The following is a 23,705-nucleotide window of genomic DNA, read 5'->3' as shown; positions in this document are numbered from 1 at the left end:
GCTTGATAATATGTTTAAGAAAATATTAATAGCTAATAGAGGGGAAATTGCAGTAAGAATTATAAGAGCATGTAAAGAGCTTGGTATAAAGACTGTAGCAATTTATTCTACATTAGATAAAGATGCATTACATGTTCAATTAGCAGATGAGGCAGTATGTATAGGACCAGCTAAAGCCAAAGATAGTTATTTAAATGAAAAAAATATATTAAGTGCAACTGTATTAACAGGAGCAGAAGCTATACATCCTGGTTTTGGTTTTTTATCTGAAAACAGTAAATTTGCAAAGATGTGTGAGCAATGCAATATAACATTTATAGGACCTAGTTATGAAAATATAGAAAATATGGGTAATAAATCAAAGGCTAGAGAAATAATGAAAAAAGCCAATATACCAATTGTTCCAGGTTCAGAAGGAATAATAAAAGACTCACAAGAAGCGTTAAAAATTTCCAGGGAAATAGGATATCCTATAATGGTAAAAGCTTCTGCCGGCGGCGGTGGAAGAGGAATAAGGATAGTATATGATGAGAAAGATTTGGTTTCAGCTTTTGAGACTGCTAAAACAGAAGCAGAAATATCTTTTGGTGATGGAAGCATATACATGGAAAGATTCATAGAAAGTCCAAGACACATAGAAGTTCAAATTTTAGCAGATAATTATGGAAACACTGTATACCTAGGAGAGAGAGATTGCTCTATACAAAGAAGAAATCAAAAGGTAATAGAAGAAGCGCCAGGACCAATTATAACAGAAGATTTAAGAGAAAAAATGGGTGAGGTAGCTGTTAGGGCAGCAAAGTTTATTAATTATAAAAACGCTGGAACAATAGAATTTCTTTTAGATAAGGACAATAAATTTTATTTTATGGAGATGAATACTAGAATACAAGTTGAACATGCAATAACAGAGATGATAACAGGAGTAGACCTGATAAAAGAACAAATTAAAATAGCAAGTGGAGAAAAACTTGATTTTTTACAAGAGGATATAATTTTAAAAGGTCATTCAATTGAATGTAGAATAAATGCAGAAATACCAAGTAAAAACTTTATACCTTGCCCAGGAGAAATAAAATATTTAAATTTACCTGGTGGATTAGGAATAAGAGTGGATACAGCTATTTATGCTGGCTATGAAATACCACCAACTTACGATTCAATGATAGCAAAAATCATATCTTATGGAAAAGATAGAGATGAAGCTATGAAAAAAATGGAAAGAGCATTAGATGAATTGCTTATAGATGGTGTTGAAACCAATGTAGATTTCTTATTAGAGATTTTAAATAACAAAAAATTTAAAGAAGGTAATTTTAATACAAAGTTCATATCCGAGCAGCTAGGTTATCGCTCTTAGTGAGGTGGTTAGAGTATGTTTGAAATAAATAAACTTTTTAAAAAGAAACAAAGATATGCTAGAGTAAGAACTGGAGAAAAAGATATTGTCAATAAAGCTGATAATACATCAAAACCTAATATACCTAATGGGTTATGGGTGAAGTGTGAAAAATGCGGTAAGCTTTTATATAAAGAAGACTTAGAAAAGAACTTTAGAGTATGTGAAAATTGTAATAAACACTTTAGAATGGGAAGCAAAGAGCGAATTAATCAAATTATAGATCAGGGAACTTTTATAGAGTTTGATGAAAAAATGGAAACAAAAAATCCACTTAATTTTAAAGGGTATGAAGAAAAAATAGAAAAAAATAAAAAAGATACTAATTTAAATGAAGCAGTAATTACAGGGGTTGGTAACATATATGGATATGAAACAGTAATAGCTGTTATGGATAGTAGATTTTTAATGGGAAGTATGGGTTCTGTAGTTGGAGAAAAAATAACTAGAGCTATAGAATGGGCTACAGAATATAAAAGACCAGTAATAATTTTCACTGCATCAGGTGGTGCTAGAATGCAAGAAGGAATAGTTTCCTTAATGCAGATGGCAAAAACATCGGCAGCACTTGCAAGGCATAGTGAGGATGGAAATTTATATATATCGGTTTTAACAGACCCAACGACTGGAGGGGTTACAGCAAGTTTTGCAATGCTTGGAGATATTATAATTTCAGAGCCTAATACACTAATTGGTTTTGCAGGAAGAAGAGTAATAGAACAAACAATTAATGAAAAACTACCAGAGGATTTTCAAAAGGCAGAGTTTTTATTAAAAAAAGGATTTATAGATAAAATAATAGATAGAAAGAACTTAAAAAAAGTTCTTGGAAATATTTTAAGTTATCATGTTTAATGGTACATTAAAATGGAGTGATGTAACATGGCCTTATTAGAATTTGAAAAAAAATTAAAAGAAATTAAGTTAAATATTAACGATTTAAAAAAACGATCCTTAGAAACTGGTATAGATTTTAGTAAAGAAATTAAAGAATTAGAAATTGTACTCTATAAAATGGCTAAAGAGAAATATACAAACATGACTGCTTGGGATAGAGTTTTAATAGCAAGAAAAATGGAAAGACCAACAGCATTAGATTATATAAATAACATATTTCAAGACTTTATAGAGTTTCATGGTGATAGATTTTATGGTGATGATTCTAGTATTGTAGGAGGTATAGCTAAATTTAATAATGTACCGGTTACTATAATAGCCCATCAAAAAGGTAAAAATACAAAGGAGAATATATTAAGAAACTTTGGAATGCCAAAGGCAGAAGGCTATAGAAAAGCTTTAAGGCTTATGAAGCAGGCTGAAAAATTTAAGAGACCAGTAATATGTTTTGTGGATACTCCAGGAGCATTTTGTGGTATTGAAGCTGAAGAACGAGGACAAGGAGAAGCTATTGCCAGAAATTTATTTGAAATGTCCAAACTGAAAACTCCAATAATATCTATTGTAATAGGTGAAGGGGGAAGTGGAGGAGCATTGGCACTAGCAGTGGCAGATGAAGTTTGGATGCTTGAAAACTCTATATATTCAATACTTTCTCCAGAAGGGTTTGCAAGCATTTTATATAAAGATAGTAATAAAGCAAAACAGGCAGCAGAAGATATGAAAATAACATCTAAGGATTTATTAAAACTTGAAGTAATTGATAGAATTATAAAAGAACCTCTAGGTGGAGCACATAATGATTTAGAAAATATGTGTGAAAATATAAATAAAAATTTACAAGAAGCTATTAGTAGATTGAAAAGAGAACCTATAGATATGCTTTTAAAACAAAGGTATTTTAAATTTAGAAAGATAGGAAATGTAATTGAATAAAGTATATTGGAATTTTAAATGACAAATAAAACTAAAATAACGTTTTATTTGTCATTTTTTTAATAAATTTTTAAATAATTATTTTACTTAAAACAATTATAGAATTTATGTATATAATATAGTATGTAATATAAATGTATTTATTGTAAAAAATGTATTAAAAAATTTTTTATAATTAAAAATATGATTAAGTTGGTGGTAGTAGTGAAAATAAAAAAAGTTATATCAAATGTAAGAAAAAAACTGCTACTTAAAGAAAAGAAAAACCAATCCATGTATAGAAGATATAATAGAGAAGCAGCTAAAAATTATGCAGAGGCATATGCAGAAAGTCCTAATATAAGTGAGTATCCAATATTTAAAGAAAATGATTGTGCGAATTTTGTTTGTCAAGCTCTAAAAGCTGGCGGAATTGATATGGTTGGACAAAGTTATGATTCTTATAAGGAGTGGTTTTGCTACACAAAAGATGAAAAACAATTAAAAAAAATATCATTAACTTGGAGGAGTGCTAGATATTTTAGAAAATATTGGGGTAATGAAAATGGAGCTGGAAATAATAAGGCATTATTATTTAAAGAAATCACTGTGGATTATGCATTAAGTCATTTTAATGAAATTTATAATATGTTAGATATCGGTGATGTTATACAATACGGTGATATAAAAAATAATAATTACCCATATCATACTCAAATTATTCACGCTAAAGAATTTAATATAAACTTAGAGCATAATGATTTGTTTGTAGCACAACACAGTATAAATAGAAAAAATGTGTCATTATATGAATATTTAAAGTTATTGCAGGATAAAGATAAAAGAATAATATATATATATCATATTTAAAATTACCATTTTATTGAAATTTATTGTATAATAATATTAAGGATAATTTAAAAGTTAGGTATATCCTAACTTTTGTTTTTCATGTGTCTAAGAAAACATAGGCTTTTTAACTTATACATTAAAATTTTGATTTCAATTAAAAATAGTGATAACTTATAAAAGTGGAAAGTTAATAAAAATTAATGAATAAATTTAAGCTTGAGCCTGTAATTCTATATATACATAATTTAAAATTTAACATATTATTACATATACATATTTAAAAATAGTAATAAAATATAGTATATGTAGATATTTTTAGTTTAAGTTAATTACTAATTAACTTTGGATATGATTATAGGTATATAAGCTATTTAAATACTTAGGAGGAAAAGATATGAATAAAATTAATAGAAATGATTTATGCTGGTGCGGAAGTGGAAAGAAGTATAAAAAATGTCATATGGAAAAAGATATGGAGCTTCAAAAAATAGAACAGCAAGTAGGGTATCAAATACCAAGAGAATTAATAAAAACTGATGAAGAAATAGAAGGAATAAGAAAAGCATGTAAGCTTACTCATGATGTTTTAGATATGGTTGCAGAAAAAATAAAAGTTGGGGTTAGTACAGAAGAGATAAATACATGGGTACACGAGTATACTGTAGAGCATAATGGCTATCCTGCACCGCTTGGATATTATGGTTATCCTAAAAGTACTTGTGTATCAATAAATGAAGTAGTATGCCACGGAATACCAGATGAAAATACTATATTAAAAGATGGAGATATAGTAAATGTAGACGTTACTTGTATTGTTGATGGGTATTATGGTGATGCTAGCAGAATGTTTATAATGGGAGAAGCGTCAGAAGAAGCTAAAAATTTAGTTAAAGTGTCAAAAGAATGTTTAGAAATAGGTATGCAACAAGTAAAACCTTTTGCAACTGTAGGTGATATTGGATATGCTGTTGAGCAGCATGCAAAAGCCCATGGATATTCTGTAGTATATGAATTTGGTGGTCATGGAATTGGTAGAGAGTTCCATGAAGAGCCTTTTGTGGCACATGTAGGTGAAAAGGGAGAGGGAATGATATTACTTCCAAATATGACATTTACTATTGAGCCAATGATTAACTTAGGTGTTCCAGAAACAGTAATATTAGAAGATGAGTGGACAGCATTAACTAAAGATGGAAAACTTTCTTCTCAATGGGAACACACTATAAGAGTGGCAGAGGATGGATTTGAAATTTTAACATAAAATAAAAAGCTAATAAAAACATAATAAAAATCTGAAAATAACTAACTAGTTAATATAATAGAGCCATTTAAAATTTTATATAATTTATTTTATTTAAAATATATATGGAATAAAATATATTGACTAGTTATTTTTTTGTTTTTATATTGGAAATTTATACTATTTTAATGGAAAGATGAGTTGTAACTATATTCTTGTATACCTAATAACGAGGTGAGGGTTGGAGTGGAAATATTAAATAATAAATATAAAATAATTGAACAGTTAAAGCAAGGCAGATTATACTCTTCGTATAAAGCTATTGATTTACAAAATAATAAAATAGATGTAATAATAAACATTCTTAACTCAAAAAATATACCTGAAAAGTTTATTTCATTTTGCATAGAGTCTTGTTCAAGTTTAGGAAGTTTAAATAAAGCTGGACTTATTCCTGTTTATGAATTTGGATTAGTAAATACTATAGATAACAAAAATGTTTCAAATAAAAGTTATTATTATGTTACTGCATTTTCGAAAAATACTAAAAAACTTTGTAGCATAAAATTTGAAAATAAAGAAAAAATTTTAGATGTTTTTGTGAAGTTATGTCAAATGCTAAATTATTTAGATGTCCAAGGATGTATTTATGACTCCTTAAATGATGATAGTATATATTACAATGAAGAGGAAGATAAAATAGTTTTTAAAGATGTGCTATCTGCAGAACTTACTAAGTATGAGTTTAATGAGGAACAGGAAAATAGAGAGATTTTTAATTTATGTAAAAAAAGTAATGATGAAGATACATTAAGTGTACAAGTATATTCATTAGGTATAATTTTATTGATGTTATGTTTAAAGAGTAGAAAAGTTGAAATAAATAGTAAAAATTTAGAAGTTATAGTTAAAAATATAGACGGTAGCTATAGCAATAATTTGTATTTACAAAAAAATATAGATGAGGATATTTATAACATAATAAAAAATATGATACAACTGGATAAAAGAAATAGATATAACAATATAACAGATGTTATTTTAGAAATAAATAAGATATATCATAAAAATTTTAAGCCATATAAAAAGGAGTTATTAGAAAAACTAAATTTTAACACTAGACTTGTAGGACGCAGTGAACAAGTAGGAAACATAGTAAAGCTTTGTGAATCTATGAATAAGTATGAAAGAATAGATAAAATTGTTGCAGTACATGGAGAGTCAGGAGTAGGCAAGACGCGATTTTTAAAGCATTTAGAATATATATTAAAGCTAAAGAATTTCACAGTGTATAGTAATTTATATACAACTAAAAAGAGTAATGCTTTGATGTATATATTAAAAAGCATAGCTAGTAATGCTTGTGAAGATTTAATTTTAAAATATGCTAATGTTCTTAATATGTTTATACCAAACTTTATAAAGAAGTACAATATTAAAATTACTGAGAATAACTTAAAAAAGAAGGATAAAGTAAAATTAATAAATGAAGTTGTTAATTTTGTTTGTGAGGTTACTAGAGATAAACCTGTGATTATAATTATAGACAATTTACATTATGAAGATGAGCAAACACTTAACTTCTTTATATATAGTTTAAATAAATATAATAAAGAAAATAATGTTTTAATAATATTTAGCTATTGCGATGGAGAATGTCAAAAGAATAAAAAATTTATTGATTTTTTAAATAAGATAAAAGCTAATATACAAAACGGTTTAAAGATAAGACTTAGTGATTTTAATGAGGTCGAAACTGATGAAATGATTAGTAATGTTTTATGTAAAAGATATGTTTCAAATGCTTTTACCCAGATTATATATAATAATACCCATGGCAATCCATTATTTATAGAAGAGGTTTTAAAGAATATATTTTTTAGAAAGTATATTTATATAAATGATGATAGCGGAAAGTGGTATAACAAATATGAGTTAAGACATCTTAAACTTCCAGCAACAATGTATGATACGGTAAAAGATCAAATAGATGAATTCGATAAAACATCAAAAAGTATATTAACAATTATGTCTATATTTAATAAAGCTATTGATAAAAAGCTTATATTAAAAATGCTTAATATAGATATAAATATACTAATGAATAAATTAGAACAGTTGATTGATATGGGTGTTCTATGTAGAAAAATTGAAGACAGGGGCTTTGTATATGATTTCTATAATAAATTCTTAAAATTATATCTTTATGATGATATAGATGATGATGAAAAAGTAGAAAAACATAAAATGGCATATAAGGTTCTTGAAAAATACTATTTTGATGGAAGTCTAGAATATTTAGAGGAAATTATATATCATCTAGAAAAGGCTAATGATAAAGAATCTTTGAAATACTATTGTAATAAAAATGCACAAAGGATGTTAGAAGTAAATAATAAAAAAGATGCAATAAGCAATTATTTTAAAATTTTAAATTCATATAAAGAGCATGAGTTTGATGAGGAAATTTTAAAAATTTTAATTGATATAGGAATCCTTTATAAAGAAGAGTCTGATACAGAAAAGGCGCTAGAGTGCTTTCATAAAGCAAGTAGAATCGGAGCTATGAAAGATTATACGAAAATAACAGTGGATTCAATGATACTTATAGTGTCAATTTTATTAAATGATAAAGATTTTAAGCAAATAGAAAAATATATGTTAAAAATAGAAAAATCTTTAAAAGACATAGAATATAAAGATGGAAATATAGCATATATGCACATAAAAGCAGAAATGAATATGGCAATAGGAGAATATGATAAAAGCTATGAAATTTGTTTGAAAGGTATGGAACTATGTAAGGATAAATATTTAGATTATAGATTTAAATTTTGTAACATGATAAGTGCTATACTTATAGTTAAAAATAAACCACAGGAAGCATTACCTATATTAATTGAAAATTTAGAACTTTGTACAGATAAATATCCTTTAGCAAAAGTAAGAATTATGAATAATATAGGACTTATATACAGCGATTTTTATGAAGAAATGGATAAAGCCATGGAATATTATGAAATGGTTTATAAAATTGAGGTAGATAATAACATTGAAAGTTATGGAGTTCTTGGACTTGTAAACATAGGTTTTGTTCAATATAGTTTAGATGAATATGAAGAAGCTTATGATACATTCATGAAAGCCATAGAAAAATTGCGTAGAAAAGAATTAAAAGAAGCGGAAAAACAAAAAAGATTTGAACATTATTGCTATATGTATTTAGGAAGTATATTTTATAAATTTGGTAAATATAGCGAAGCTTATAGGTACTATTCTTTAGTAAAAAACTATGCTGATGGACCAGATGTTGATAATAGGGATAAGGGTCAATTTTATATATTAGCTTACAATTTGCATTGCTTATGTGGTGAAAAAGAGAAGGCTAAAAATTTTCTGAATATTGCAAAAAAATCGTCGAAAAATACAGGTGTATCTTTAACAAAATTAGCTAAGTTATGCGAAATAGTGTATGAATTGGAAGAAGAAGCAGAAAAAGATATAAATAAGTACCTAATTGTATTAGAAGAAATGATAGAAGATATAGTTAATAAAGACAATATAATATTAATTATATTAAATTCTGTGATAAATTTTTATTTAAAAAGAGAAAATGAAAAGGCAAAATTAGTTTTACGATTAGTTAATGAATATGAAGTAGAAATAGATTTTAAAAGAAATAAAAGTACCTTAAGATTTTTAAATCATATACTCTTAGAAAAGCCTAATATAGAAAGCTTAAATTATATATTAAATGATTTTAAGGAGCAGGAAGAAAATTTTCTTTTGTGGATATTATTAATTTGCATAGGAGATAAGTTCTTAGAAAATGGTGAGCATAACTATGCTATTATATATTATTTTGAGGCCTGTGGATCAATTATAGATTTAATTCTTCAAATGCCTAAAAATTTAAGGTTAGGTTTTTTAAACAGCAACAAAATGGAAACAGCTTTTATAAAATTTAGAGCATTATTAGATTATTACAAAAAAGGAAAACAGGAATCAAACTTAAATGAATATAGTTTGCAACTAAATAATAATCAAGATATGGAAAACTTATTTAAAGAAATATTAAATGAAGAGATAATAAGAGGGGAATTATTATCTATGTCTTTAAAAGACGTTAATGCTAATGTATACAATTTAAATATAAGAAGTACTAGTGAGTTATTTAAAAACTTTACATCAGATAGTATGAATAATATAAAATTAATTTTAAAATACTTAAGTTATATAACTATATCTAATAAGGCTATGGTTATTATAGAAGATGAAAATGGATTTAATATACTTGAAAGTACATCAAATGTCACAAAATTGCCGAAAGATTCAAATATAATAAACACAGTGAGAGATACTAAAAAAGAATTTATTTTAAATGAAAATTATATGGAGTATTTAGATTTAGATAACTGTAAGGTATCTACATCCCAAATCAAAGGGATTATGTGTGTTCCTATAATCATGGATAGTAATTTAGAAAATAGTAATAGAAAATGTATTATGCACTATGTAGACAATATAAAAGGATATATATATTTAGAGTCAGATCAAATACTAAATAAAATAAATAATGAATCTTTAGAAACATGTTTAAATTTATCTAAAGTATTAGGGGTTTTAATAGAAAAATATTTATCGGAAATAAATTCTTCTTTAGACAAAGTTACAGGAAGCATGACAAGAAAATATTTAGAAAAAGCAATCACAATGCAATTAGATTCTTGTAGTGAATGTAGTTCAAATTTTTCTATACTTATGTTTGATGTGGATTTCTTTAAAGGAGTTAATGATGATTTTGGACATAGAACCGGCGACAACATATTAAAAGAGATATGTAAAACAGCTATGTTAAATATAAGAGAAAGTGATATATGTGGTCGATATGGTGGTGAAGAGTTCATAATTGTTTTACCTGAGACAAGTAGTGAAGAAGCCTTTGGTATTTCAGAAAGAATTAGAACTAGCGTAAAAGAAAGAGACTTGCTTAGTGGAAGACGTGATGTGACTATAAGTATTGGAATAGCTAATTATCCAGAGCATGCAACTCAATATGAAGATTTAATTGAAAAAGCAGATCAAGCCTTATATGCAGCAAAGAATACAGGGCGAAATAAATCTGTTATATGGGATGAGAGCTATAGGGGAAACTTAAATTCTACTAATAAAATAACTGGAATAGTATCTGGAAATATAAACAAGGATATTAGAATTGCGTCTACTATGCTTGATATAATAGAAATAGTTGGAGAAAACAAAAATAAAGATGAAATAATATATCTTTGTCTTGGTAGTATCATGAAAATGATAGAATGTAAAAGTGCATCATTATTTATCATAAACGGTACTGATGTTGAGCATATATATACAAGAAAACCAGGAGAAGCTACTTGGTTTACACTAAAAAAATATGATAAAGATTTAATTTTAGATGTTATTAAAGAAAAAAAGACAAATACTACAATAGAAATCGAAGATTTAAGTAAACTTGAAGAAAATTCTCTTGGTACAGATTTTAAGTCTGTAATTATGACACCTATAATTCAAAAGGGTATAGTAATAGGTATTTTATATCTTTGTGCATATTCTGGTACAAAGGAATTTGGAATAGAAGATGCTAATATTTTATCTATGGTAGGAAAGATAATGATACCAAGATTGTAGTTTTATTTTAAATGAATACAACTATAGTATGATAAGATTGATTTGTAGTTAAATTATGGAATCAATCTTTTTTTTTATAGTATAATTATTTTAATGAATATTAATTTTTAGTAAAGCAAAACATACAAATAAGCGTACTTATATCAAAATAGACCTATAGTTAAAATAATGATAATTTTAATATGATTTTTTATTATATTAGCATATTAAAAGTTATTTTTAAATATTAATTATGGCTAAAGGATAAAGATAAATTAGGAGGAATTTTAATGAATAATGGATTCAAGCTTTTAAAAGAAGTAGAAGTTAAAGAAATTAATTCTTTAGCAAAAGTATTCGAGCATGAAAAGACTAAGGCTAAATTATTATATTTAGGTAATGATGATACCAATAGGGTATTTACAATAGGATTTAGAACTCCACCAGAAGATAATACAGGGGTGGCCCATATAATTGAACATAGCGTTTTATGTGGTTCTAGAAAATTCCCTACAAAAGAGCCTTTTGTAGAGTTGATAAAAGGATCATTAAATACATTTTTAAATGCAATGACCTTTGCAGATAAGACAATATATCCTCTTGCAAGTAAAAATGAGAAGGATTTTATGAATCTAATGGATGTATATTTAGATGCAGTTTTTTATCCTAATATATATGCAAATCCTGAAATATTAATGCAAGAAGGTTGGCATTATGAACTTGAAAATAAGGAAGATGATCTAAATTATAAGGGTGTAGTTTATAATGAAATGAAAGGTGCATTTTCATCTCCAGATGGCGTTTTAATGAGAAAAATACAAGAAACTTTATTTGAAGATACAACTTATGGAGTAGAATCTGGCGGAGATCCAGAATTTATACCAGATTTAACACAAGAGGGATTTTTGAATTTCCACTCAAGATATTATCATCCATCTAATAGTTATATATTTTTATATGGAGATTTAGATATAGATAAGTATTTAAACTTTATAGACAAAGAATATTTATCTAATTTTGAATATAAACAAATAGATTCAGAAATAAAACAGCAAAAGCCTTTAGGGGATAGAAAATATGTGGTAGATGAGTATCCAATATCAGAGGAAGATAGTGAAAAAGAAAAAACATTTATGGCCTTAAATTTTGTTACAGGGAAAGGTTATGATGAAGAAGTACATTTAGCATTAGATACGCTTGAATATTTACTTTTAGAAACTCAAGGTGCACCACTAAAAAAAGCGTTAATAGACAATAATATAGGAAAAGATGTTTATGGTAGTTTAGACACTAGTATACTTCAACCAGTGTTTAGTATAATAGTTAAAAACTCTGAGGAAGGTAAAAAAGAAGAGTTTGAAAAAGTTGTAGATGAAACATTAAGAAATTTAGTTAAAAATGGAATAGATAAAAAGCTTATAGAGGCTTGCATAAATATTACGGAATTTAGATTAAGAGAAGCAGATTTTCAAGGATTTCCTAAGGGATTATTCTATTATATAAGTCTTATGGATAGTTGGTTATATGGAAAAGATCCATTAATACATTTACAGTATGATGGAATGATAGAAAAAATGAAAGAAGGATTATCAACTAATTATTTTGAAAGTCTAATAGAAAAATATTTATTAAACAATAACCATACATCTCTTTTAGTATTAAAACCTAAAAAAGGTTTAGCAGAAGAAAGAGATAAAAAAGTAAAAGAAAAATTAAAAGCTTATAAAGAAAGTTTAAGTAATGAACAACTTGAAGAAATTATAGAAGAAACAAAAACTTTAATATTACGTCAAAATACACCAGATTCTAAAGAAGCATTAGAGACAATTCCTCTTTTATCATTAGATGATATAGATAAAAATGTAGAAGATCTATCTGTAAAAGAAGAATGTGAAAAAGATATAAAAATCTTATGGCATGAGACATTTACAAGCAAAATAGCATATATTAATGTTTTCTTTGACTCTACTTCAGTGCTAAAGGAAGATATCTGTTATCTAAGCTTACTAACATCACTTATAGGAAAATTAGATACAGATAAGAAGAGTTATGTAGATTTATCTAATGAAGTTCTTATAAACACTGGTGGAATATATTTTAGAAGTGAAGTTTTTGGTGATAGTTTAGATGCAAATAAATATTACCCATATGTTGTAGGCTATTCTAAAGCTATTTTAGATAAAGTTCCAAATCAATTAGAATTGTTATCAGAGATGTATAACTACACTAATTTTAAAAATATAAAAAGAATAAAAGAAGTTGTTCAACAATTAAAATCAAGAATTGAAATGTCTATAATTGAAAGAGGACATCAAGTAGCAGCATTAAGACTTAATTCTTATTATTCTCCAGCATCAAAATATATAGAAAATGTTTCAGGACTAGAATTCTATAAATTTATACAACACTTAGAAGAAAACTTTGATAGTGAAATAAATAATGTTGTAGCAAAATTAGAAGATATAAAAAATAAAGTATTTAATAAAGAAAACTTAATGGTTTCTATAACAGGAGAAAAAGAAGAACTTGAAAAACTTAAAGCTAATATTAGCATATTAACTGATAATATAAATAATAATAAATATGAAAAACAAGTGTATGATTTTAAAGTTGAACAAAAAAATGAGGGATTATTAACACCTTCTAATGTACAATATGTTGCTAAAGGATATAACTTTAAAGATTTAGGATACGAATATAGTGGAAAATTATTAGTTTTAAAGACTATAATGAAATTAGATTATTTATGGAATAAAATAAGGGTTCAAGGTGGAGCTTATGGTGCCATGACAAGTCTTGTAAGAAGCGGAAATATGGTGTTTGTATCTTATAGAGATCCAAACTTAGCTGAAACATTAAAAGCTTACGATGAAATAGTTAAATATATTGAATCTTTCTCTACTTCAGAAAGAGAGATGACAAAATATATAATAGGAACAATAAGCGAACTGGATTCGCCGTTAACACCATCTATGAAAGGTGAAAAAGCTGTGAGTATGTATATAAGACATATAACTTTAGAGGATTTAAGAAAGGAAAGAGAAGAAATTTTAAATGCTACTGAAGAAGATATGAGAAAACATGCAGACCTTGTTAAAGCAGTAGTATCCAAAGATTTTTATACAATCCTTGGAAATGATAAAAAGATAAAAGAAAATAAAAATATATTTAATAATTTAGTAACAGTATTTTAATTTAAATTATACAAATATACCACTTTATATTAAAAAGTGGTATGTTTTTTAAAAAATCTATCAATATAATTTGCTTTGCAAATTTATAAAAAGATACGTTGAGAATTACTAGGAACGAAGTGAGTAGTAATAACCATAACTGTTAACTATTAACTATTAACTCTTAACTAAAATAATCTGTTAGTTATTGATAAAATATTAATTTGAATTTTCTCATTTGATAAATGAATAAGTTTAAAATTTAATTTGGAACCTTATAAGAACAAAGGAGCTGGTTAATATGAAATGTGAAATCATAGCTGTAGGAACAGAATTACTATTAGGTGATATATTAAATACCAATGCACAATACTTATCTAGAAGATTAAGTGAGCTAGGTATATTTTGTTATCATCAGTCTGTGGTCGGGGACAACCCTCAAAGGTTAAAAGAAACTTATGAGTTGGCTTTTAAAAGAGCAGATTTAGTTATAACAACTGGTGGGTTAGGGCCAACTAAAGATGATTTAACAAAAGAAATATCCTTTGAATTTTTCAAAAAAGAAAGCGTGTTGCATGAAGAATCTTTAAAAAGAATAGAAGATAGATTTGAAAAAATGGGAAGAGAAATGGCTAAAAATAATATAAAACAAGCTTATTTTCCTAAAGATGCAATAGTTTTAAGAAATGACAATGGAACAGCGCCAGGATGTATTATAAATGAGAATAATAAAATACTTATAAATTTACCAGGACCACCAAAAGAAATGAAGCCTATGTTTGAAGAGTCTGTAGTACCATACCTTTCAAATTTTCAAAATGTAATTTTGATATCAAAGGTTTTAAGGGTTATTGGAATTGGCGAAAGTTCAGCAGAAGAGATGATTAGTCACATAATAGAAAATCAAACTAATCCTACAGTAGCACCTTATGCAAAAGATGGAGAGGTTACTTTTAGAATTACAGCAACAGCAGAAAATGAAAATAAGGCAAAAGAGCTTATAGTTCCTATAGAAGAAAAACTAAAAGAAATATTTAAAGAAAATTTATATGGTGAAGGTGATGATACCTTAGAGGATGTTTTAGGAAAAATTCTTGTAGAAAACAATCTTACAGTATCAACGGCTGAATCTTGTACAGGAGGATTACTTGGAGCAAAACTTATAAACTATCCAGGTATATCAGCTGTATTTTTAGAAGGTGCTATAACATATAGTAATGATGCAAAGATGCGAACTTTAGGTGTAAAAGAAGAAACATTAAAAGAATTTGGAGCAGTAAGTAGTGAAACGGCAAAAGAGATGGCAGAGGGTATAGCTAAGAGATGTGGTGCAAGAATTGGTATATCAACAACAGGTATTGCAGGTCCAGGTGGTGGAACTGACGAAAAGCCAGTAGGTCTTGTATATGTTGGTGTTTACATTGATGGTGAGGTATCAACTAAAAAATTAAACCTTTTAGGAAATAGACAACAAATACGAAATCGTGCTACACAGTGTGCCTTAGATTTCTTAAGAAGAAAATTATGTATAAGTAAACATTATAAAGATTAAATAATAGAAAAAGAGATGATTAATTCATCTCTTTTATTGCTTCTTAGGTAAGATTTTGCTTAAATCTATAACTCCATTACCTTGCATGTATTTTTTTTCTTTTATTAGTCTAGAAGATACTTTTAAAAGACCATAAACATCTTTAAATATTAATTGTGGATTGTATTCGTATAAAAGTGCACAAACTCCAGCAATATATGCGCAAGATACAGAAGTTCCACTTACATCAATATAATGTTTATTAAGTTTTGGAGGATACACCTTTAAGCCATTTCGCTCTGAAATATAGCTAGTATTACAATTAAGTGAGATAACATCTACAGCTGCAGATATAAAATCTGGTTTAGCTAAAGTTTTTGATGATCCACAAGAAGAGTAAGAATAAATTTTGCTAGCAGAAGTAGTATCTATACCGCCTACAGTTATAACATCTTTTAAAACAGCAAAGCCTTTAATACTATTCTCAGATGATAAATTGCTACCAGAAGGTACAATTACAGTTATGCCCTTATCTATGCAAACTTTAAATAGTTTGGAATAAATATTTAAAAAATCACTATCCATAGTATAAGTTTCAAAAGGTAAGCATATTATTTTAATGTTAAAATCCTCGCTACACTTTAAAATTTCATTTATCGCAAATAAAGTAGATGAAAGAAAGGCCTTTCCTGTTTTATCAAAAGCTTTAGCAACTACTAAGTGGCTGTTAGTTGCGACACCACGATATCTTCCTTTAGATTCATAACCACTTCCACAAAGTATTCCTGAGATAAAAGTACCATGACCATTATCATCATAAGGATAAGTATAATTGTTTATAACATCTATAAAGTGTTTAATTTTATTGTTTGGATATAAAAGATCTTTATGGGGATAACAACCACTATCCACTAAGCCAATGCCTACCCCCTTACCGCTAAGCTTATAATCTCCTTTAATGATATTATCAGAACTTTGTAATGAAACACCATTTGATAAAAGAACAGTTCTACCACAAAGAAATGCATATTCATCTAAAATTATATATTTAATTTCCGGTAGCTCTACAAGACGATTTATACAATTTGTACTTAAATTAGCAGCAATACAGTTAATAGTATCTATAGAAAATAATACTTCACCATTTAAGTATTTAATTTTTTTAACTAAATCATCCTTTAAATTTCTATATTCAACAATGACCCTATATTTACTATAAAAATTGTTTTTTATAGCTTTTCTTAATGTGGGAGATAGTTTCTTTTTAAAAGAAAACATAAAATATCCTCCTAGAATTGATACATCAATATATTATATGAATACATGAAATAAATGTAACTTTAAGTAAAAAATTTTAATGAATTTACATTAAAATAATAAAAGAAAATTAAAAATATATAAAAAATTGTATACCATTCATTTTTTTGATAAATGCTATTGAAATTTCAAATCATTACATTCATAATAGATTACGTAGATATAATGAGTGAGGGGGATAAGTATGGACTTTAAACAGTTAGAAGCTTTTATTATGGTAGCAAAATTAAGAAGTTTTTCAAAGGCAGCAAATGCTATTTATCTTTCACAACCAACTATAAGCTCTAATATAGCGAGTTTGGAAAAGGAACTGGAAATTCAACTTTTTGATAGAACATCTAAGGAAGTTAATTTAACTCCTGCAGGAGAGTTATTTTTAGAATACGCTACAGATATAATAAATACTAGGAATAATTCTATAGTTGAAATGTCTAATTTTAATAACAACATATCCGGTAGATTAAATATATCAGCAAGTACTACTCCATGTAATGCTATATTGCCGGGGCTTATAAAAAAATTTAATGATACTTATGCAAATGTTAAATTTAATATTAAAGAGCAAGGCTCTGTAGGAATAATTAAAGATATATTAGAATTAAATTGTGAAATTGGATTAGTAGGAACTACCGTACATAATAATAAGATAAGAAGTTATGACATAATGGAGGATGAACTAGTTATAGTTTCTAAAAAAGAGTTAGGTCTTCCTACGGTATTAACTATTGATGAACTTTTGAATTGTGATTTCATAATAAGAGAAAAAGAGTCTGCTACAAGAAAAACACTAGAAACTGCACTAGATGAAGCTAATTTAGATAATCATAAGTTGAAAGTTTTATGTGAAGTTAATAACTTAGATGCTCAAATAAAAATGCTAAAACTTGGATTAGGGGTAGTTATTTTATCAAAAGCACTATGTGAGGATTTATTAAAAGATGAAAACATGCAAATAAGTACTGTAGATGGATTAAATCTTAAAAGAAGTATGTATTTAGTTGTTAGTGCTAAGAGAACGTTAACACCAATAGCTACAGCCTTTTTAAATATGTGTAAAGAAGTATATAATTTAGAATAAAGTATAATTATAGGGAAACAAGCTCTAATTTAAATTTATTCACTAACTTTAAAATATTTTTATATAAAATGTAGTGTTGAATTCTAAGTAATTCGGAGCATGTCTCACTATTTTAGGTATCCAAGTTTTGGAATGGATAATTTTAAAAGTCAACTTGGAACGCTATATAGGGAAACAAGCTCGTATTTAAATTGATTCATTAAATTTTTGTTATCATTTAATAAATGAATATACCAAAAAAAGATGCTATGCATCTTTTTTATTTTTGCCACTTAAAAAGAATTATTCCTGCAATCATAACTACAATGCCTAATATTTCCTTAAAACCAAAGGAGCATTTTTCAATGCCAAATAATCCAAAGCAATCTATAAGTGCTGCTGCAACTAGTTGAGCAACTAGTATTATAGATATTGCATAAGTAGTACCTAAGGTAGAGATACTTTTCATAACAGTATAAACTATAATTGCACCTAAAACTCCGCTTAAAAGATAAATTTTATTTGCATCTTTTATTGCTTTTATATCTCCCTTACCAGCGAACAGCATAACAATAAATGTAACAATAAGAGCAACCCCTTGAGCGATTACATTAGTTTCCCAAAGCCCTACAGTTTCAGACAGCTTAGTATTAAAAACACCTTGAAGGCTCATGCTTACACCTGAAATTATTGCTATTATTACAGCTAACATAAAATCACCGTCCTTAGGATTAGTGTAACCAATAAATTTAGTCATATTCAATATAGTGCTGTAAAGCATATATTTAAAGGGCTAAATATTTCCTATTGAGTTTTATAGGGGTAATAGATTATTATAATAAAAGATTGTTTTAAGAGTTAAATTTAAATAAATGCATAAAAAAACTAATTAAGCTCCTTAAAATTAATGTAATAATACATTTAATTTTTAAATAACTATAATTAGTTTTAAATTTTAATATTCTTTTAGTGGATAAGATTTTATCATTTCTCTATTAGATGTTGGTTGTTTCCAAAGTTCAAACTTACAGACTTTAGCTGTGTATAAGTATGAATCTTTTTCACATTGTGAATTTATGTATAATGTTCCATTCCCAGCACTTTTTCTAGTATTATGATTAGCGTTAGCTATAGGAATGTTAAGATTACCGTTATTTGGCATCTTTATATTGACATTATAGATTGGAAAAGTATTAGATACACTTCTTAAAATCTTATTTATATATCCTTTATCCTCTACTTTAAAGCCTAGCGTATTAAAACTATCATTAAAAACTATTTTATTATCTATCATGATTTTAAAATTTTTGTATGGTGCTAAAACTTTATGTAGTGCTTCATCCAATTTTTCAAAATCATTAGAATTTACTACACCTAAAGGTATATGAAGCACAGGTGTATTTTTATATAATTTATATTTTTTACTTATGGACTTTTGTATTTTTGTAAGAGATGAAGACGAATTTTCATCAAAAACGGCAACTAAGTAATATTTCATAACTATCCTCCATAACCCAAGGTTTTAAATTGACACACTTAATATAATGTGCCAAAACTCGTTAATTTATAATAAACAATATTATATCATAAATAATGGAAGGATTCATTAAAAATATTATCTATAAGGTTATTTACGTGGAAATAAGTTTATAAATAATATTTTTTAATATTAATATAAGAACTTTTTAGGGTTTTGTGAATTAAACTGCACTGTATAAATTAAACCTGAAATTTAAAGTGATTCGGAGCATGGCTCACTAATTACTCTTATACTATTAGTATGATGTTAATATTATGAATTCATAAATTAAAAATTCAGTTTAGAACAGTATATCAATAATTAAAAAAAAGGGTTAAATACCTTTAAATTTCTTGTAAAATGCATAAATATCTTGCATATAAATAAGATAGCCTTTATATTAGATGTAGAATAAATGATATATTTTAAAATTTCGTATTAATAATGTAATTTGTATATGATATAATATGATATGTATGATTTTTAGGATGCAAGATAAACTTAATATATATTAAATAGTGAGGATGATACCGTAATGGAAAAATTAATAATTAATGGTGGTAAATCCATATATGGAGAAGTGGAAATAAGTGGAGCGAAAAATGCAGTAGTAGCAATTTTACCAGCGGCTATAATAGCAAGCAAGGGAAAATGCTGTATTGATAATATACCTAATATTGAAGATGTTAATTGTATAGAAAGAATATTTGAATATTTAGGATGTAAAGTTGAAAGAAAAGAAGGGGCTTTAACTATAGACAGTACAGTTGTTAAAAGTCTTAATGCAAATACAGAACATGTAAGAAAAATGAGAGCGTCATATTACTTTTTAGGAGCTCTTTTAGGAAGATTTAAAGAAGCTAGAGTAGAACTTCCAGGGGGATGCCCTATAGGTTCAAGACCTATAGACCAACACATAAAAGGATTTGAAGCTTTAGGCGCAAGTGTAACAATAGAATGTGGCGCTGTTAGTGTTAAAGCAGAAAGATTAGTTGGAACAAGCATATACTTTGACGTAATTAGCGTTGGAGCAACTATAAATGTCATGCTTGCAGCTGTTTTTGCAGAAGGTGTTACTATTCTTGAAAATGCAGCTAAAGAGCCACATGTAGTTGACGTAGCAAACTTTTTAAATAGTATGGGAGCAAAAATAAAAGGTGCAGGAACTGATACAATAAAAATAACAGGAGTAGATGAGGTTGTAGGATGCAATTATTCAGTTATTCCAGACCAAATAGAAGCAGGTACTTTCATGGTAGCTACAGCTGCATGTGGAGGAGAAGTAAAAATAAAGAATGTTATACCTAAACACCTTGAGTCTATATCAGCTAAATTAATAGAAATGGGAGCTAATGTTATAGAAGGTGATGACAATATTATCGTTAAATCAGATAAAAACTTAAAGGGTGTAAACATAAAAACATTACCTTACCCAGGATTCCCAACAGATGTACAACAGCCAATGAGCACTTTATTAGCTGTTTCAAAGGGAAGAAGTGTAATAAATGAAAGTATATACGAAAACAGATTAAAACATGTTGAAGAGTTAAATAGAATGGGAGCAAACATAACTGTTGAAGGAAGAGTTGCTGTTATTGATGGCGTAGAAAAACTTAAAGGTGCTAATGTTAAAGCAACTGATTTAAGAGCAGGAGCGGCACTTGTTATAGCAGGTTTAGTTGCTGAAGGAACTACTGTTGTTGAAGGAATACAACATATAGATAGAGGTTATCCTAATATAGAAGAAAAATTTAAACACTTAGGTGGAGACATTACAAGAGCAAAGTGTGATTAGTAAGTTAAGAGAAGGAGAAGTTTATGATATTTTGTCCATTATTTAGTGGTAGTAGCGGAAATAGTGTATTTGTATCAGATGGTAATACTAGACTATTAATAGATGCAGGAGTTGCAGGTAAGAACATAGAAAGGGAGTTAACCAATATAGGTGAAAACCCTTCGGAAATAGACGGTATTTTTGTAACTCATGAACATATAGACCATATAAAATCTGTAGGTGTATTATCAAGAAAACACAATATACCTATATATGCAAATGAGCTTACTTGGAATGCTATGGAAAGCAAACTAGGTAAATTAAAAATGGAAAATATAAAACTTCTTGATAAGAAATACATAGACATAAAAGATATGACTATAGAAAATTTTAAAATACATCATGATGCTGTTGACCCTAGAGGTTATGCATTTAGAAGTAAAAATAAGGTAGCAGCAGTAGCTACAGATTTAGGGCATTTTTCAGAAGAAGTAAAAAATGTTTTGAAAGATGCAGATGTGTTTTTATTAGAAAGTAACCATGATATTGAAATGCTTAAATTTGGACCATATCCGTATGTACTTAAGAAAAGGATTTTAAGTGATATTGGACATTTATCTAATGAGGCTTGTGGAAATGCTATATTAGATATTTTAGGAGACAATCTTAAAAATATATATTTAGGGCATTTAAGTAAAACAAATAACTATCCACAGTTAGCATATGAAACGGTTATAAGTGTTTTAAAGGAAAATAAGGTTCAAATAGGAACAGATGTAAGTATTACTATGGCAAATAGAGATAAACACAGTGATGTTATATGTGTATAATGATATTATGCTAATAATAAGTATAAGGAGGCAGTTATGAAAAAGAAATCAATAATAATAATATTAATAATTGCTTTTACTATAATAGGTGTTTTATCTTTTATAAATTACGATAAGAAAGATAAAAATAGTGCTTTAAATAAAGAAAAAATCAAGAATTTAAATGTAAAACAAGAAGAGAGTGGAGAATATTTAGATTTAACATTATATTTTGATGGAACTGAAAATGATAGTGAATCTAAAATTTTAAAAGAAGAAAGACTAGTTGATAAGGAAGAATTGTTAGGAGAAATAATAGTTCAAGAGCTTTTAAAAGGCCCTTCAGTAGTTAGTCAATCTAAAGCAATATTCCCTAAAGATACAAGGTTATTAAGCTTTTCTATTAAAGATGGTATTGCATATGTGAATTTAAGTGAAGCTGCAAAAGTTGAAATGAATGAGAATAAAGAAAAAACCACACTTACTTGTTTAGCTACGTCCCTTACTCAGCTAAGTAGCATTGATAAGGTTATGCTAACTATAGATAATAAAAATTTGCAAACAATAGGTGGAAATTACGATGTTTCAAAACCGTTTTCACAGGAAGATATTAATGGATTAAAGCTTAAATAAAATGAAGTTAAGTAAATATTGAAACAAATCAAAAGTTTTATTATAATTAACGAAGTAGATAAATTTTAATTTATTCATAAAGGAGATAATAACATGAGTTTATATAATGAATGGACAAATTACGTAGTTGATTTTGTGAAAAGCAAAGGTGAACCAGAATTCTGGAAAGAGTATGCTAGAGTTGAAACTACTATATATAGCAAAGCATTAACTAATTTAAATGGAGAAATTAAGGGAAAAATAAATGAATTAGCTGAAGAATATGGCGTTACAGATGTTCAATTTATGGGATTCTTAGATGGAGTAAATGAAAGCATAGAAAAAGAATTAGATTTAGAGTCAATGGATGCAAATGCTGAAATAGATATGAAAATTGATTTTGAAAAATTATATTTCAATATGTTAGAATCTAAAGCTGATTACTTATACAAATTACCACAATGGAATGCAATATTCTCAGAAGAAAAAAGAAAAGAGATAACAAAGGAATGGAGAGCTTCTAAAGTAATAGTTAAAGAAACTAAAGTAGGAAGAAATGATCCATGCATATGTGGTAGTGGTAAAAAATACAAAAAGTGTTGTGGAAAATAACATTTATGATAAAGCACCCTTATAGGGTGTTTTTTTAATACACAATTATATAGGGAAATAATCCCCAATTTAAATTTATTTAATAACTAACAGATTATTTTAGTTAAAAGTTAAGAGTGAATAGTGAACAGTTGTGGTTATTACTACTCACTTCGTTCCTAGTAATTCTCAACGTATCTTTTTATAAATTTACAAAGGAAATTATATTGATAGATTTTAAAAAATTATTTTCAGAAAGTGGTTGCCACGTTCATCCTAAATGCTTAATTCATAATTCTTAACTGACTATATTTGTACTTATTTTTCTCAACTGATAACAAAAATTTGATGAATAAATTTAAATTGTAGCTTG

At 27.1% G+C, this 23,705-nt stretch carries 16 protein-coding genes; 13 read left to right on the top strand and 3 right to left on the bottom strand.

Annotated features, from left to right (window positions below; genetic code table 11):
* Positions 1 to 10 precede the first annotated feature (10 nt).
* The 8 genes from ACYUE0_RS12970 to ACYUE0_RS12935 all read left to right on the top strand — a co-directional run bounded on the left by ACYUE0_RS12970 (position 11) and on the right by ACYUE0_RS12935 (position 15,674).
* The gene (locus ACYUE0_RS12970) at positions 11 to 1,360 is read left to right on the top strand and encodes an acetyl-CoA carboxylase biotin carboxylase subunit (RefSeq protein WP_460270909.1); all 1,350 of its coding nucleotides are present in this window, start codon (positions 11 to 13) and stop codon (positions 1,358 to 1,360) included.
* Between the two features lie 15 nt (positions 1,361 to 1,375).
* On the top strand, positions 1,376 to 2,254 hold the full coding sequence (gene accD, locus ACYUE0_RS12965) for an acetyl-CoA carboxylase, carboxyltransferase subunit beta (RefSeq protein WP_460270908.1): 879 nt from the start codon (positions 1,376 to 1,378) through the stop codon (positions 2,252 to 2,254).
* Between the two features lie 27 nt (positions 2,255 to 2,281).
* Entirely contained in the window at positions 2,282 to 3,232 is a 951-nt protein-coding gene (locus ACYUE0_RS12960; RefSeq protein WP_460270906.1) for an acetyl-CoA carboxylase carboxyltransferase subunit alpha, read from the top strand.
* Between the two features lie 204 nt (positions 3,233 to 3,436).
* Positions 3,437 to 4,081: an amidase domain-containing protein gene (locus ACYUE0_RS12955; protein ID WP_082761276.1), complete on the top strand. Its 645-nt coding sequence runs from the start codon at positions 3,437 to 3,439 to the stop codon at positions 4,079 to 4,081.
* A 376-nt stretch (positions 4,082 to 4,457) separates the two neighbouring features.
* A complete protein-coding gene (locus ACYUE0_RS12950; protein WP_460270905.1) occupies positions 4,458 to 5,324 on the top strand; it encodes a methionyl aminopeptidase in 867 nt (288 codons plus the stop codon).
* Between the two features lie 225 nt (positions 5,325 to 5,549).
* Complete coding sequence (locus ACYUE0_RS12945; protein WP_460270904.1) at positions 5,550 to 10,970, top strand: diguanylate cyclase; 5,421 nt, start codon at positions 5,550 to 5,552, stop codon at positions 10,968 to 10,970.
* Positions 10,971 to 11,239: 269 nt separating this feature from the next.
* Positions 11,240 to 14,143, top strand: coding sequence for an insulinase family protein (locus ACYUE0_RS12940; protein WP_061996504.1), 2,904 nt, complete (start codon positions 11,240 to 11,242; stop codon positions 14,141 to 14,143).
* A 280-nt stretch (positions 14,144 to 14,423) separates the two neighbouring features.
* Positions 14,424 to 15,674, top strand: coding sequence for a competence/damage-inducible protein A (locus tag ACYUE0_RS12935; RefSeq protein WP_460270903.1), 1,251 nt, complete (start codon positions 14,424 to 14,426; stop codon positions 15,672 to 15,674).
* 33 nt (positions 15,675 to 15,707) lie between these two features.
* On the opposite strand, the gene ACYUE0_RS12930 is transcribed toward ACYUE0_RS12935, so the two are convergent.
* Positions 15,708 to 16,931 carry a S8 family serine peptidase gene (locus tag ACYUE0_RS12930; RefSeq protein WP_460270902.1) on the bottom strand — a complete coding sequence of 408 codons (1,224 nt, stop codon included), beginning with the start codon at positions 16,929 to 16,931 and terminating at the stop codon, positions 15,708 to 15,710.
* Positions 16,932 to 17,154: 223 nt separating this feature from the next.
* Here ACYUE0_RS12930 and ACYUE0_RS12925 point away from each other — a divergent pair, with 223 nt between their 5' ends.
* Positions 17,155 to 18,048, top strand: coding sequence for a selenium metabolism-associated LysR family transcriptional regulator (locus tag ACYUE0_RS12925; protein ID WP_199869498.1), 894 nt, complete (start codon positions 17,155 to 17,157; stop codon positions 18,046 to 18,048).
* Between the two features lie 259 nt (positions 18,049 to 18,307).
* Here ACYUE0_RS12925 and ACYUE0_RS12920 read toward each other — a convergent pair whose 3' ends face one another.
* Positions 18,308 to 18,739 (bottom strand): DMT family transporter, encoded by a 432-nt coding sequence (locus tag ACYUE0_RS12920; protein WP_061996952.1) that lies wholly within the window; start codon positions 18,737 to 18,739, stop codon positions 18,308 to 18,310.
* Positions 18,740 to 18,982: 243 nt separating this feature from the next.
* Positions 18,983 to 19,525, bottom strand: a complete 543-nt coding sequence (locus ACYUE0_RS12915) for a hypothetical protein (RefSeq protein WP_460270901.1) — start codon at positions 19,523 to 19,525, stop codon at positions 18,983 to 18,985.
* A 556-nt stretch (positions 19,526 to 20,081) separates the two neighbouring features.
* Here ACYUE0_RS12915 and ACYUE0_RS12910 point away from each other — a divergent pair.
* From ACYUE0_RS12910 to ACYUE0_RS12895, 4 genes are all read left to right on the top strand, one after another.
* Positions 20,082 to 21,341 carry a UDP-N-acetylglucosamine 1-carboxyvinyltransferase gene (locus tag ACYUE0_RS12910; RefSeq protein WP_199869497.1) on the top strand — a complete coding sequence of 420 codons (1,260 nt, stop codon included), beginning with the start codon at positions 20,082 to 20,084 and terminating at the stop codon, positions 21,339 to 21,341.
* 23 nt (positions 21,342 to 21,364) lie between these two features.
* Positions 21,365 to 22,150 (top strand): MBL fold metallo-hydrolase, encoded by a 786-nt coding sequence (locus tag ACYUE0_RS12905; RefSeq protein ID WP_199869496.1) that lies wholly within the window; start codon positions 21,365 to 21,367, stop codon positions 22,148 to 22,150.
* Between the two features lie 36 nt (positions 22,151 to 22,186).
* Positions 22,187 to 22,762 carry a GerMN domain-containing protein gene (locus tag ACYUE0_RS12900; protein WP_199869495.1) on the top strand — a complete coding sequence of 192 codons (576 nt, stop codon included), beginning with the start codon at positions 22,187 to 22,189 and terminating at the stop codon, positions 22,760 to 22,762.
* Between the two features lie 93 nt (positions 22,763 to 22,855).
* Complete coding sequence (locus ACYUE0_RS12895; RefSeq protein WP_061996941.1) at positions 22,856 to 23,353, top strand: SEC-C metal-binding domain-containing protein; 498 nt, start codon at positions 22,856 to 22,858, stop codon at positions 23,351 to 23,353.
* Positions 23,354 to 23,705: the final 352 nt, after the last annotated feature.

It is taken from the genome of Clostridium sp. CTA-19 (assembly GCF_054767855.1).
The sequence above is the reverse complement of the archived record's forward strand: the minus strand, read 5'-3'. Positions and strand labels throughout refer to the sequence as shown.